This window comes from Desertivirga arenae (genome assembly GCF_017355785.1).
GTDB classification, from domain to species: domain Bacteria; phylum Bacteroidota; class Bacteroidia; order Sphingobacteriales; family Sphingobacteriaceae; genus Desertivirga; species Desertivirga arenae.
The window spans coordinates 133,511-147,315 of record NZ_JAFEWE010000003.1; the positions used below are offsets into that span (position 1 = coordinate 133,511).

Annotated in this window: 14 protein-coding genes; 10 read left to right on the forward strand and 4 right to left on the reverse strand. The window is 38.9% G+C overall.

Going from position 1 to position 13,805, the window contains the following annotated elements; genetic code table 11:
* Window positions 1–16 precede the first annotated feature (16 nt).
* The 6 genes from J4N24_RS07520 to J4N24_RS07545 all read left to right on the forward strand — a co-directional run bounded on the left by J4N24_RS07520 (window position 17) and on the right by J4N24_RS07545 (window position 5,952).
* Window positions 17–820 (forward strand): phytanoyl-CoA dioxygenase family protein, encoded by an 804-nt coding sequence (locus J4N24_RS07520; RefSeq protein WP_207533059.1) that lies wholly within the window; start codon window positions 17–19, stop codon window positions 818–820.
* A 36-nt stretch (window positions 821–856) separates the two neighbouring features.
* Window positions 857–1,846, forward strand: a complete 990-nt coding sequence (locus J4N24_RS07525; RefSeq protein WP_207533060.1) for a hypothetical protein — start codon at window positions 857–859, stop codon at window positions 1,844–1,846.
* Window positions 1,843–2,367: a GNAT family N-acetyltransferase gene (locus tag J4N24_RS07530; protein WP_207533061.1), complete on the forward strand. Its 525-nt coding sequence runs from the start codon at window positions 1,843–1,845 to the stop codon at window positions 2,365–2,367. The genes J4N24_RS07525 and J4N24_RS07530 overlap by 4 nt, the downstream gene beginning before the upstream one ends.
* A gap of 54 nt (window positions 2,368–2,421) precedes the next feature.
* A complete protein-coding gene (locus tag J4N24_RS07535; RefSeq protein WP_207533062.1) occupies window positions 2,422–3,468 on the forward strand; it encodes a GNAT family N-acetyltransferase in 1,047 nt (348 codons plus the stop codon).
* A gap of 46 nt (window positions 3,469–3,514) precedes the next feature.
* Window positions 3,515–5,479: a polysaccharide biosynthesis protein gene (locus J4N24_RS07540; protein WP_207533063.1), complete on the forward strand. Its 1,965-nt coding sequence runs from the start codon at window positions 3,515–3,517 to the stop codon at window positions 5,477–5,479.
* A 68-nt stretch (window positions 5,480–5,547) separates the two neighbouring features.
* Window positions 5,548–5,952 carry a MerR family transcriptional regulator gene (locus J4N24_RS07545; RefSeq protein WP_207533064.1) on the forward strand — a complete coding sequence of 135 codons (405 nt, stop codon included), beginning with the start codon at window positions 5,548–5,550 and terminating at the stop codon, window positions 5,950–5,952.
* An 85-nt stretch (window positions 5,953–6,037) separates the two neighbouring features.
* On the opposite strand, the gene recR is transcribed toward J4N24_RS07545, so the two are convergent.
* Window positions 6,038–6,655, reverse strand: a complete 618-nt coding sequence (gene recR / locus J4N24_RS07550) for a recombination mediator RecR (RefSeq protein ID WP_207533065.1) — start codon at window positions 6,653–6,655, stop codon at window positions 6,038–6,040.
* A 61-nt stretch (window positions 6,656–6,716) separates the two neighbouring features.
* Entirely contained in the window at window positions 6,717–7,109 is a 393-nt protein-coding gene (locus J4N24_RS07555) for a hypothetical protein (protein ID WP_207533066.1), read from the reverse strand.
* 95 nt (window positions 7,110–7,204) lie between these two features.
* Between J4N24_RS07555 and J4N24_RS07560 the strand changes: the two genes are divergently transcribed.
* The 4 genes from J4N24_RS07560 to J4N24_RS07575 all read left to right on the forward strand — a co-directional run bounded on the left by J4N24_RS07560 (window position 7,205) and on the right by J4N24_RS07575 (window position 11,319).
* Window positions 7,205–7,972, forward strand: coding sequence for a DUF72 domain-containing protein (locus J4N24_RS07560; RefSeq protein WP_207533067.1), 768 nt, complete (start codon window positions 7,205–7,207; stop codon window positions 7,970–7,972).
* A gap of 22 nt (window positions 7,973–7,994) precedes the next feature.
* A complete protein-coding gene (locus J4N24_RS07565) occupies window positions 7,995–8,828 on the forward strand; it encodes an oxidoreductase (RefSeq protein ID WP_207533068.1) in 834 nt (277 codons plus the stop codon).
* An 83-nt stretch (window positions 8,829–8,911) separates the two neighbouring features.
* On the forward strand, window positions 8,912–9,658 hold the full coding sequence (locus J4N24_RS07570) for a YdcF family protein (protein ID WP_207533069.1): 747 nt from the start codon (window positions 8,912–8,914) through the stop codon (window positions 9,656–9,658).
* A gap of 125 nt (window positions 9,659–9,783) precedes the next feature.
* Window positions 9,784–11,319, forward strand: a complete 1,536-nt coding sequence (locus tag J4N24_RS07575) for an alpha-N-arabinofuranosidase (protein WP_207533070.1) — start codon at window positions 9,784–9,786, stop codon at window positions 11,317–11,319.
* Window positions 11,320–11,396: 77 nt separating this feature from the next.
* On the opposite strand, the gene J4N24_RS07580 is transcribed toward J4N24_RS07575, so the two are convergent.
* Window positions 11,397–12,731: a dihydroorotase gene (locus tag J4N24_RS07580; RefSeq protein WP_207533071.1), complete on the reverse strand. Its 1,335-nt coding sequence runs from the start codon at window positions 12,729–12,731 to the stop codon at window positions 11,397–11,399.
* A gap of 277 nt (window positions 12,732–13,008) precedes the next feature.
* Window positions 13,009–13,587 carry a DinB family protein gene (locus tag J4N24_RS07585; protein ID WP_242691558.1) on the reverse strand — a complete coding sequence of 193 codons (579 nt, stop codon included), beginning with the start codon at window positions 13,585–13,587 and terminating at the stop codon, window positions 13,009–13,011.
* Between the last annotated feature and the right edge of the window lie 218 nt (window positions 13,588–13,805).

Below are 13,805 nucleotides of genomic sequence, written 5' to 3' on the forward strand. Positions count from 1 at the left end.
TACAATACACTATATCATGAAAAACAAATTTAAATATGGAGAAGCTTCTCTGATTGATTTCACAAAGGCAATTAACGAATACGGATGGATAGTCTATGAAAATGCTTTAGACGAAACATTTGTTGACGAAATAAACGAAGACCTTATAAGAGCTTACGAGGTAAGACGACAGGTTCAGGTAAAGAACGGTATTTCCATTAATATGGAAGGAACTCTGCATCACCTCATCGACAGTGAGGGTTTTGGTTTGAAGTTCCTCGGCCAGATGTTTTGTGATCAGGAAATGAAGCAGTTTCTCAAAGGCAATTATGTCGTAAACGCTTTTGGAGGAGTGATGAATGCAAAAGGGAATACCCCTTACGTTCAAAATATCCACCGCGACATAAGGAGCTTTATGGGCGATGTGAAACTTATGGTACAAATGATGGTTCTCCTGGACGATTTCACTGAAGAGAATGGAGCAACCTATATGCTCACTGGTTCTCACAAGGTGGATGAAAAACCAGATCCGGAAGCGTTCTACGCGAAGGCAGATCGGGCTGTAGCAAAAAAAGGCAGCATTATACTATTTGATTCAAATTTATGGCATGCTGCGGGTACCAATACCACTGATAAGCTTCGCCGCGTATTAACCTTAAGCTTCACTCGTCCCTTCTTAAAGCAGCAATTGGATTATCCCAGATCTTTAGGCTACGACTTTGGTGAATCATTAAGCGAAGAACTAAGACAAGTTTTAGGCTACAAATCCCGCGTTCCGGCAAACTTACAAGAGTACTATCAACCTGTTCACAAGAGAATGTATCAACCTGATCAGGGTTAACCTACTCCATGTACAAATTCTACCACACATTCACTTATGCAACAACGTCAGCAAGATCATCCCGTTACTCATTCAATAAAACCTTTGGGGGGATATATTGAGCTTCAACTTCCTGAAAAAGAGGAATATTACCCCTCTTTAATAAAAGTAAACACTGGAACAAATGCCTTTGAATATATCCTGAAGGTCCATAGCTATAAACACGTCTACTTACCATACTTCACTTGTGAGGCTATGCTTAAGCCAGTAAAAGACCTGGGTCTTCAATACACATTTTATCATATTGATAGGAATCTTGATCCGGTCATTAACTTTGAAATGAGCCCAGACGACTGCTTTGTTTATACCAACTATTTCGGTATAAAGCAAAAAACAGTAAGCCGGTTAGCTAATCAGTTGAAAAACCTGATCATCGATAATTCTCAGGCTTTTTTCTCTCATCCAATTCCCCGAATTGACACTTTCTACTCTTGCCGTAAGTTTTTTGGCGTTCCGGATGGCTCTTACCTTCAGCTGAATAGCTTATGGCGTTTAGAACTGGAGCAAGATGTATCATGTGATCGCTTTTCACACCTTATCAAAAGTATTGATATGGGTACTGAAGCCGGATACGGCGATTATGTAGAACACAGTACTACTTTATTAAGCGTATCTCTTAAGGAAATGTCTGAACTATCAAAAAAAATATTAGGTACCATCAACTATGAATATTGCAGAGAAAGACGGCATGCTAATTTCTCTTTCCTGAATGAATTTCTCCAAGAAAAGAATGAACTGCCGATTGAATTTTTTGAGGGCGACGCTCCGCAACTTTATCCTTTATTACTGCCTAGAGATGGATTGAAAGCTCAGCTCATTCAGAGAAAAATATTCGTGCCTACTTTTTGGCCTAATGTTTTTAAATGGACGAGCAGTTCAATGTTCGAAAATACCCTTTCCAGAAACCTGATAGCACTTCCGATTGATCATCGTTACGATTTGGATGACATGGAAAGAATGGTGACTGTCATAAACCAATTATTATGAAAACGAACATTTATTTAAGAGCACTTAAGATCGAAGACGCCAGTACTTCATATAAATGGAGAAACATTCCGGAGATATGGAAATACACAAAATTCCGCCCTAAAGAACCTATCTCAGCCGAGATTGAAGAGAAATGGCTATTAAACTGCTATAAAAAGGATAATGAATGCCGTCGGGCAATTTGCTTGAGAGATACACATGAGTATATTGGAAATGTACAAATAGTGGACATTGAAAATTCAAAAGGAGTTTTTCATTTGTTTATTGGCAATAAATCCTATTGGGGCAAGGGCATTGGCAAGGACGCTACCAGTCAGATCCTTAAAATTGGCTTTAACGAACTGAGATTAGAAATGATATCGCTTGAGGTGCACACGTATAATACCGCGGCTTTACATATCTACAAGAAATTTGGCTTTACAGAATGTAGTGAAAATGAAGACTTTATAGAGATGGCTCTATCAAGATCTGCATATAACTCAATCACTACCTCTACTTCCTCACTGGTAACAGAGACCTAAACCAGTTCATCCTCCCTAACTACAATATTACTTTATCAAAATAATTAAAACCTTATGATAAAAATTATTACTCTTCATCAAAAAGGTGAATGGAAGTGGTATATAAGTAATTCTGTTCAATATGATTTCTATCATACCTGGCTTTACCATTCAATTGAGCAGACAGGTGAACCCTTCTTACTTGTATATCATGAAACTGACGACTTCCTTGCCATCCCTTTAGTCAAACGACCAATTAACGGAACGCCTTTCTTTGATCTAACCTGTGTTTATGGATATACCGGCCCAATTTCTAATAAGGATATCAAAGACCTTCCCGAAGATTTTCTGGAAAACTTTGTCTCAGCTTTTAACAAATACCTACACGAACAAAAGTTTGTTTCTGTTTTCCTTCGCCTGCATCCTTTGCTGGATCAAGGCAAACTGATGCAAAGGTTTTCTGGACTAACACCCAATGGTAGAACCATCGCAATTGATCTCACCAAATCTGACGAAGAACAGAAAAGAGCTTATAGAAGAGCTTATAGAGTAGATATTCGAAAAATAAAAGAAAAAGGATATTACCTCAAAGAAGGTAAGAGCGATGAAGACATTCAACTGTTTCGTGAAATATATCTGGAGAACATGCGTCGGGTAGATGCTTGTGATAGCTATCTTTTTTCCAAAGAATATCTTTCCAGCATTATTCACTCCACAGATTTTGATAGTAGATTATTTCTTGTCTATGCAGAAAATCTACCAATCTGTGGCGGAATTATCAGCTTAACAAATGAAATATTGGAGGTACATCTGCTTGCTACGCGCACAGACTACCTACGTGAATCTCCAACAAAATTTTTAATTCATGAAGTGAGTAAGTTTGGCCGGGAGAAAGGAATGAAATACCTGCACCTTGGTGGGGGGGTTGGCTTCAAAGAAGATTCATTGTTCGACTGGAAAAAAGGCTTTTCTAATTTATCCTTTGATTATTATAGTCTCAGGCAAGTAGTGAACAAAGAGCTCTATGCAACCTTATTAGATGATAGGGGGATAGACCCTCACGAAGAAGTAGATTTCTTTCCCTTATACCGCTACAGAACGTTATCCTTGAATAATTCCTAATCCCGGATATACCGGAACCAGCTTTTAACTTCAAAAATTCTACGCTATGATTAACAGAATTAGTGAGAGAAATTACTCTCGCTGGCTGATCTTATTGATTGACCAGTTAATTATCTTTTGGGCTTTATCCATGTCATTTCTGATGACACACAGAGTTGACTTTATAAGTATTTTTTCTAAAGAATTCCTTTTTTATACGGGATCCTATAATATACTATCAATAGGCGTATTCACTGTTATGAAGATACATACGGGCATGATAAGGTATTCCAATACCGAAGACATTTTAAGAGTGTTCTCAGCGTCACTTATCTGCAGTTCCATTTACTGGGTATCCATACCCTATATACTGGTAACTAATCCCGGTACCAACTACGAACTTTTTCAAAAGACAGTGGTCTTGAATTTTTTTATATCCTCGAGTATGTTAGTGATGCTTCGTTCTGGGGTAAAAAAGGTTTTCAATATCTCACAATTAGACAAATCTGAAGATGTCCATACAATCCTGATCTACGGAGCAGGAAAAGCATCAGTTCTAATAAAACAAGCTCTAGAGAATCATCCACAGTTTAAATATAAAATTGCAGGCTTCATCGATAGTGATATGGACCGGGTTGGAAAACGTATTGAACAAGTTCGTGTATACAACTTCTACGCAATTTCAGACCTGAAAGAAAAGCACAATGTTTCGGAGATGATCGTTATAAGCAACAGTCTCAACAAATATGCTTCGCGTCAGGCAATGGAAGAATGCATGGAATTAGGAATAAAAGTCCTAACAGTTCCGCCTGCAGACCAATGGCTGAATGGGCAGCTAAAGCAGAATCAGATAAAGGATTTAAAAATTGAGGATCTGCTCCAGCGAGAACCAATAGTACTGAAGAAGAAGAATATCATCCAGGAGATTTCCGGAAAACGTATCTTAATCACAGGAGCAGCCGGATCTATTGGATCTGAGATCGTACGTCAGGTTTTAGAATATAAACCATCCAGTATAATCCTTGTAGATCAGGCAGAAACACCTCTACACGATTTACAGTTGGAACTGGAGGATAAGCAATTAGAGGCGAAAGTTGTGTTATGTATGGCCAATGTCCAGAATCACCGCTCGATCTATAAGATTTTTAAGGCTCATCGCCCCGAAATTGTCTTTCATGCCGCGGCTTATAAACATGTGCCCATGATGGAGAACAATCCAAGTGAAGCCATTTTGGCAAATGTCCTTGGAACTAAAAACGTGGCTGATCTAGCTGTTGAATTCGAGGCTGAAAAATTTGTGATGATTTCAACAGACAAGGCTGTAAATCCCACCAATGTAATGGGAGCATCAAAGCGTCTTGCAGAGATCTATACGCAGGCTCTTAATCAAAAATCTTCTAATTCCCTGGTCAATGATCTACTTCTAACTGGAGACGAGCGTTTTCTTAGTGAAAGTACAACCTTGGGAACCAAATTCATCACCACCAGATTTGGAAACGTTTTAGGCTCAAATGGATCTGTTATTCCAAGATTCAAAGCGCAAATAGAAAAAGGAGGACCAATAACCGTTACACATCCTGAGATCACCAGATATTTCATGACTATACCTGAGTCGGTGCAATTAGTACTGGAGGCAGCAGCAATGGGACAGGGAGGTGAGATATTTATTTTTGACATGGGACAACCCGTTAAAATCTCAGAACTAGCGAGGAACATGATACGCCTGAGCGGCCTTTCACCTGATAGAGATATTAAAATCGAATATACAGGACTGCGACCAGGCGAAAAGTTATATGAAGAACTTTTGAACCAAAAGGAGGCAACTATCCCTACCTATCATCAAAAGATCAAGATTTCGAAAGTTGTAGAATACCCCTACAACTTCGTGATGGAGAACATTAGTGATCTGCTGGAAATTAACATGTACGGGTCTGAAACAGAGTTGGTAAGAAAAATGAAAGAAATAGTTCCCGAATACAGGAGTAACAATTCACGCTTTGAAGAGTTGGATGCCATGCTGCAAACCATATAAAAGATCTACTTAAATACGAAAGCAAGAGACAAGAACTTAGTCAATTATCATTAAAATACCTTAGAGAAATGAAATCCGAAATGCATATTGGTGAATTAATCGAAGAATTAATTAGGGTTAATCACTTAAGCATTAGTGAAGTTGCCCGAAAAATGCACGTTAACAGGCGATCGCTATATAATTGGTTCAAGCAAAAATCTATCAGACCATACATCCTGCACAGAATTTGTAATGTTCTTTCCAACGATTTTGCTATCGAACTTCCCAATATAATCAAGGAAAATACAGGAGCCGATATAGGTAAGCCGAAACTCACACCCAGGGATACAAGTGATGAAGCAAACCCAAATACCGTGAGCTACTGGATGAATAAATACATTTATTTGCTCGAAAAGTACAATGAGATGCTGGCGAAGAACGAGCCGGATCCCAACAACGAAAGGTTTAAGTCGCCGAGTGGCAGCTACAGATAATGGTGATGAAAATCAACGTAAGTTCTCTTGTTTTTAGCCCCGTTACAAAAAAATAGTGATGGGGCTTTTTATTTAATAGCCAAACCTACTTCAGAAAAGAATTCTCATAAGGAACCCTGGTTGCAATTGATCTTCCTAAAGTAATTTCGTCTACATATTCAATTTCGCCACCAAAAGCAATACCTCTGGCTATAGTTGTAACTTTTACCGGGAACTCTTTTAATTTTTTGTAAATATAAAATATAGTAGTATCACCTTCCATCGTAGCGCTTAATGCAAGGATCACTTCCTGCAATTGGCCGCTTTTCACGCGTTGCACCAATGATTCAATATTAAGCTCTGAGGGCCCTATTCCATCCATAGGAGAGATCAATCCTCCGAGCACGTGATAAACCCCATTATATTGATTAGTATTTTCAATAGCCATAACATCCCGCGTATCCTCCACCACACACACCAAATTCTTGTCCCTTTTAGGATTGCTGCATATATCACAAATTGCCGTATCCGAAATATTCCTGCAGGTATCACAGAACCGTATTTCATGCTTCATCTTTTTCAATGCTTCACTAAAACGATCAACATCGGCTACTGGCTGATTTAAAAGATGAAGCACTAACCTCAGGGCGGTTTTCTGTCCAACTCCTGGAAGTCTCGAGAATTCATTAACTGCGTTCTCTAACAAACGCGAAGAAAAGTTCATACCACAAAAGTATTAAAATACCAGCTTGGTTTATAACCAGAGGAGAAAAGGCCAGGAGTATTCATCGCAGAGAATTGATTTCGACCGGATCTTTCATGGAGTAGATAGAATCGACAATATATCGGGTAAAACCTCGCCATGGGAGAGTGTTATGATATTCCTTATAATGAAGGTCGAAGGTCTTTCCAGAATTCTTCATTAACTCTTCTGCTATATGTTCATCAGTAACCGAAAATTGAAATTCATAAGACTGAATACTTCCGGCAGCTCCGCCCCTTAAACCGCTTTGGATCAACTTACCCTCGTACGTTTTAAAAACGTTCCCCTTTTTCACAAGGTAGTTTAACTCACCCGATTTCACGCCTTCACCAAAGACGTAATAATACTTGTAGTAGATAATTCCAACTACGATAAGAGCAATAACAATTGCAACGATAGAGCCTATTTTTCTCATGAAGAGTTTTTTACTTTAATAACCAATCCGCAAACAATATGTTTATCCCTTAAGTTCCCTATTCTGAACTTAATTTGACGGAAATCACGAGGGGCATGAATTTGAAGCGATCCCAGAATATTTATGCAGGAACAAGCGGACTTGTTTTACCAGTTAAAAACAAAATGTCCTATCCAGAGGAATATCAGGACAAACCCCGACTATGCTATTATGCCTCGCTATTAAATAGCATAGAGATCAACAGCTCCTTTTACAAGCTTCCCATGGCGAAAACTGTTGCGAAGTGGGCAGATACTGTTCCTGATGATTTTAAATTTACCTTCAAGTTGTGGCGGGATATTACTCACAATAAAGGACTAACATTCAACAAGGAAAACGTAGCCAGGTTTATGCAGGTCATTTCAGAGGTTGGGGAAAAGAAGGGCTGTTTACTTGTACAATTTCCTCCCAGCCTTACAAATGCTGCGTTCAGACAGCTTGAAACCTTACTAGGGTCTATTCAAGAGCAGGAAACAGCAACCGGATGGAAAATAGCACTGGAACTCCGTAATGCCTCATGGTATAATGATGAGCTATCCGAGTTACTGGAGAGCTCTGGATCAAGCCTGGTGATACATGATAAAATAGAATCGTCGAACCTTCTTACGGATAATCCGGCAGAATTTATTTATTTACGTTTCCATGGACCTGGTGGAAATTATCGCGGCAGTTATTCTGACGAATTTCTTAGTGAGTTTTCCTACTATATCCGGGATTGGCAGGAGGAGGGTAAAACTATTTATACCTATTTCAACAATACAATGGGCGATGCGATAGGTAATTTAGCAACCCTTAATAACTATATAAGTTCAAACGATCTTTAATTAAGTAAAAGGAAGAATTAAAATGAATCAGGAGAAAATTTGGTTTATAACAGGAGTTTCAGGAGGCTTAGGAAGAAGTATTGCAAGGCAAGCAGCGCTGTCTGGAGATATAGTGATCGGTACTCTAAGAAAAGAAGAACAAATTGAGGAATTTTCACAAGTGGTGCCTGGTAAAACTTATGGTGTTTTACTAGATGTTAATGAACATGCACAAATCAAGGGAGTCATTGACGCCGCAATCTTAAAGTTTGGTCGAATTGATGTATTGGTGAATAATGCAGGTTATGGCCTTTTTGGAGCTGTTGAAGAAGTGAGCATGGAAGAAGCAAGACTGCAAATGGAAACGAATTTCTTTGGGGCACTTGCTGTAACCCAGGCGGTTTTACCTCTGATGAGAAAGCAACAGGGAGGGCACATCGTGCAAATCTCGTCGCAGGCAGGATTTCGTTCAGCCCCAGGACTAGGACTATATAATGCAAGCAAATTTGCGCTTGAAGGCTTTAGTGAAGCTTTGGCATTGGAGGCCGCTCACTTGAATATAAAAGTAACGATTGTAGAACCAGGACCATTCAGGACTAGCTGGGCGGGAAATTCTTCTAAACGCTCGGCTGACGTGATTGAGGATTATGCAAGCGTGGCTGGAAAACTAATTACAACAATAAATGGCTATTCTGGCAAACAACCTAATGATCCTGAGAAAGGTGCAAACGTGATCGTAGAAATAGTTAGAAGTGAAAATCCTCCACTACGTCTTCCTTTGGGACCAGAGGCTCATGAGGCTATAAAAAATAAGCTTAGATCGGTGGCCGATGATATCAACACCTGGGAGAGCAAAGCAATGAATACAGCGTTCTAAAAATTCAGCTTAGCATAGTAATTCATTTAGTGATAAGGATAAAGTTTTAGAATTTACTATCCTTGCATAGAAATCGAATTACTATGTTTTTTCTTTTATCCAAGCTTTTGGTAATCTTCATTTATCCTATTACCTGGATTGTCCTTGTATTTTTGCTGTCCATCTTTTCTCGCAATAAGAAATTACAAAAGCGATTTCTGCTAAGCGGGTTTTTCCTGCTGCTCTTCTTCAGTTTGCCTATCTTTCAAAATTCCTATGCCCGCATTTGGGACATTACTACCAGGCCTGACAACAAGCATTACAATGCAGCAATAGTATTAGGTGGTTATGGTAGCGAAGACCGTAATGGAGGAGGTTATTTTAACGGGGCTTCAGACAGATTTATCCAGGGTGCCCGGTTAAAAATTTCAGGAAGGGTTAGTTACCTGGTCTTTACAGGTGGAAATGCAAATGTACTTTTACCAAAATCATTCAGAGAAAGCCGATGGACCGCTGAAATACTTAAAGACTTTAAGGTAGATCCAAAAGAGGTATTAACTGAAAATGAATCCAGAAATACGCTTGAAAATGCCATTTTCACTCAGCGGCTATTAAAAAAAAATAACATTCCCCCTCCATATTTGTTAGTTACCTCAGCCTTCCATATGCGAAGATCTCTTCTAACATTCGAGAAAGCCGGTGTAGAAGTGGTTCCATATTCCTGTAACTACATTGCTGGTCATGAGCGTTTATCCATTGACAGTTTCCTTCCCAATGCTGATACGCTATCTAAATGGGAAAAATACATTAAGGAGCTCATTGGATATATCGTCTATTATCTCAAATCATAGGTAAAATAGCCGGAATAGAAATATGATAACTATGCTTGCTTTTGGAAAAAAAAGGCATATCTTAGCGCTTACAATTATAACTGTCAAACAAACACTTATTTACTAAAACCAATTATTATTTACAAATGAGAAAGCTCCTTTTATTGTTGCTATCCTCTTCAATGGCATTAGGCACCAGGGCACAAAACACAGCCGAGTTAAGTACAAGCCCCAGTGGCAGAACGATCAGCAAACACATTTACGGTCACTTTGCAGAACATTTGGGCAGATGTATTTACGGAGGATTTTACGTGGGCGAAAACAATACGAAAATTCCTAACAAAGATGGTATACGTACTGACGTGGTTGATGCGCTGAAAAAATTAAAGATCCCAAATTTACGCTGGCCGGGCGGCTGTTTTGCCGATACGTACCACTGGAAGGATGGTATTGGACCTAAAAATCAAAGACCTTCCATAGTTAATACCTGGTGGGGTGGGACTACTGAAAACAACAGCTTCGGTACCCATGACTTCCTTAACATGTGTGAGTTGTTAAACACCGAGCCTTACCTGGCAGGTAATCTTGCCACGGGGACGGTTCAGGAATTGGCAGACTGGGTACAGTACGTAAACTTCGCGGGTGAAAGTCCGATGTCTAAACTCAGAAGACAAAATGGAAGGAACCAGCCCTGGAAAGTTTCCTTTTGGGGAGTTGGTAACGAAGCCTGGGGTTGCGGTGGAAACATGAAGCCAGATTACTATGCAAACGAATTTCGTAAGTATTCCACGTTCATGACAAACTGGGATAACAACACTAAATTATTCAGAATTGCGTCTGGAGCTAATTCAGCTGACTATAACTGGACAGAAACCCTGATGAAAAATATTCCTTCAAATCTTATGGAGGGAATAGCTCTGCATCATTATTCAGTAATAAACTGGAATAAAAAAGGACCATCTACTGATTTCACAGAAGAGCAGTATTTTGCTACAATGAAAAGTGCTTCCTTTATGGAGGAGCTGGTGAACAAACACATTGCTATAATGGACAAGTACGATCCAAACAAGAAAATCGCCTTAGTAGTTGACGAGTGGGGAGGATGGTACGATGTAGAACCAGGCACCAATCCAGGCTTCTTATATCAGCAAAATACTATTCGTGATGCAATGATCGCAGGCTTAACTCTTAATATCTTTAATAACCATACAGACAGGATCAAAATGGCAAATCTTGCTCAGGCTATTAATGTTTTACAAGCAGTTGTATTAACGAATGAAGAGAAGATGATCCTTACTCCAACCTACCATGTATTGGAGATGTACAATGTACACCAGGATGCAGAGTGGTTGCCACTTACTATTAAAACGAACAATTATAGTTTAGGTAATGATAAACTACCTGCAGTAAGCGGTTCTGCTTCACGCAAGGACGGACTTACTCACGTAACTCTTACCAACATTGACGCTAAAGCAGCACAAGAGATTTCTATCAACGTAAAAGGAGCTAAATATAAAACCGTTAGTGGCCGTATTCTAACTTCCGCTAAGCTTCAGGACTTTAACTCCTTCGAAAATCCTAACAAAATTGTTCCGGTTACCTTCAAAGGCGCCGACATAAAAGGCGACGTCCTTAAGGTAAAATTACCAGCACACTCAGTAGTCGCTTTAGAACTTAAGTAATTAAATAATATGTAATAAAAAAGTCCCGTCAGACATAAACTGAACGGGACTTTTTTATTTATATCTATTACGATTTGTTACCTCTCAAAACTCAATCGCTTACCGCTGCCTAACTCATTAAATCTTCCATGTTCGTAGACAAGATTTCCTGATATAAAAGTATGGGTAATTGCAGAATTAAATGTATAACCATCAAAAGGACTCCATCCGCACTTCGAAAGATCTGACTCTCGATTAACATCCGTTTTAGAACTGAGATCTGCAAGAACCAGGTCGGCCCAGTAACCTTCTCTGATATAGCCTCTCTTACTAATGTTAAAGCAAATGGCTGGATTATGAGCCATCTTTTCTACTATGGCTTCCAGACTAATTTTGCCTTGTTTATAAAACTCAAGCATAGCAAGCAGCGAGTGCTGCACCAGAGGACCACCCGAGGGTGCTTGCAAGTAACTCTTTTGCTTTTCCTCAATGGTATGGGGAGCATGGTCGGTAGCAATTACATCAATGCGTCCGTCTAAAACTGCTTTTAAAATAGCATCCCGGTCACTTTCTGCCTTAACAGCTGGATTCCATTTTATCCAGTTTCCTTTTTCAGCATAGTCTTTATCAGAGAACCAAAGATGATGGATACATGCTTCTGCAGTTATTTTCTTCTCTGCCAGTGGTGTTGTATTCTCAAAAAGAGACAGCTCTTTTTCGGTTGAAATATGCAGGATATGCAATCTTGCTCCGTGTTTTTTCGCTAATTCTACTGCTAATGAGGATGATTTATAACAAGCTTCTGCGTTCCTGATTAAAGGATGCATCTCTGGAGTGATATTCTCACCAAATTTCTCCTGAAAAGCTGCAAAATTATTTCTGATAGTCTGTTCATCCTCACAATGGGTAGCAATTAGAATAGGAGCAGAAGAAAAGATCTTTTCCAGCACAGTGCCGTTATCTACCAACATATTCCCTGTAGAGGAGCCCATGAACACCTTAATACCACAAACTGACCTAGGGTCGGTTTTTAATACTTCTTCAATATTATCATTTGTTGCTCCCATAAAAAAAGAGTAATTGGCTAATGACCTTTTGGATGCAATAGTATATTTCTCTTCAAGCAATTCTTGGGTAATAGTGTTCGGAACAGTATTCGGCATTTCCATAAACGAGGTAATACCACCAGCTACTGCAGCTCTGCTCTCGGTAAAAATTTCTGCTTTATGAGTAAGTCCCGGCTCGCGGAAATGAACTTGATCGTCTATACATCCCGGAATCAGGATCTTGCCTTCAGCATTTATTTCTTTACTGGCAGCTACATTTAAGGAGGATCCGATCTTCTCTATGTAACCATCCTTGATGAATACATCCGAAACTGTTTGCTTTCCTTCGTTAACTACAGTTGCAGCTTTAATTAAGATTGACGACATCTTTTGCAGTTTTAATTTTGATGAAACTTATTAACCTGCGAAAATAGTTTTAAAAAGATACATACAAGCAAAAATTAAGGAATAATAGAAGCCAGTGCCGGGTCACGATCAAAATATCGGAGTAAAAAAAAGGGATTAACAAGCTAAAACTGTTAATCCCTTGATCTTAAGTATAGATATTAATCTCTTTGATAATGCCTATCTTCATTTATCCAATGATCCATTCATTCATTCATTCATTCATTCATTCATTCATTCATTCATCCAATCATTCCACCTACACAGCAAGCTCATCAATATATTCAGATAAACGCGGCAAATAAATTACATTATTATTTTTTCCAAGCTCCATAGACCAAAAACTTCCGGCGAGTTTAAAGATCTTAAATAGCTGACTGGACTCATGTAAAAGGAAAAACTCAATCCATTGATTTACGTTCATTCTTCCTAATACATCATGCGTTCCAACCCTTGCGAAATTTTCTGCAGGCATCTCTTCTATTTTCAACCAAAGTTCATTTCGCAACCTATACATTTCGTGCATCAGAGATCCTGTTGTTTTGGCATTGGTAAAAGAAAACTCATGGTCCTGATCAGGCTTGTAAATATCGAACTGAGGGTTTATTTCGCTAATTATGCGATTTAAACGATCCATAAAAATATGATGATATCTTGTGAGATAAGCAATCGTTTCGTGGATAGAAAATTTGTCCTGTGAAATTCTGTTATAAATAGCCTCGGGTGGAAGGTCGTCTATATAACTCTTTAGTGTTTTGTGTTGATTACAAAACCGCTCAATGGTATGAGGGTGCAAATTCATAGAAGAATTGTTTTTGGTTAGTCCTGCATTTAACATATGACCAATTTGTTTTGTTTCCCATCTGGTTTCAGTTGTAATTCACTTTCTGTGCCAAAGGTCGGAGGGGAGTATTAAGATTAGGTTCAGGCAAGGTTAATCTTTGATCTATAGGAGGATAGAGAGATATTCAAAGAATAAAACAGGTAGTTTACAACGTAAATTACCTGTTTTGTTTTATGTAGCAGTTTGAAGACAAAGTCAACATTTATGCCTCT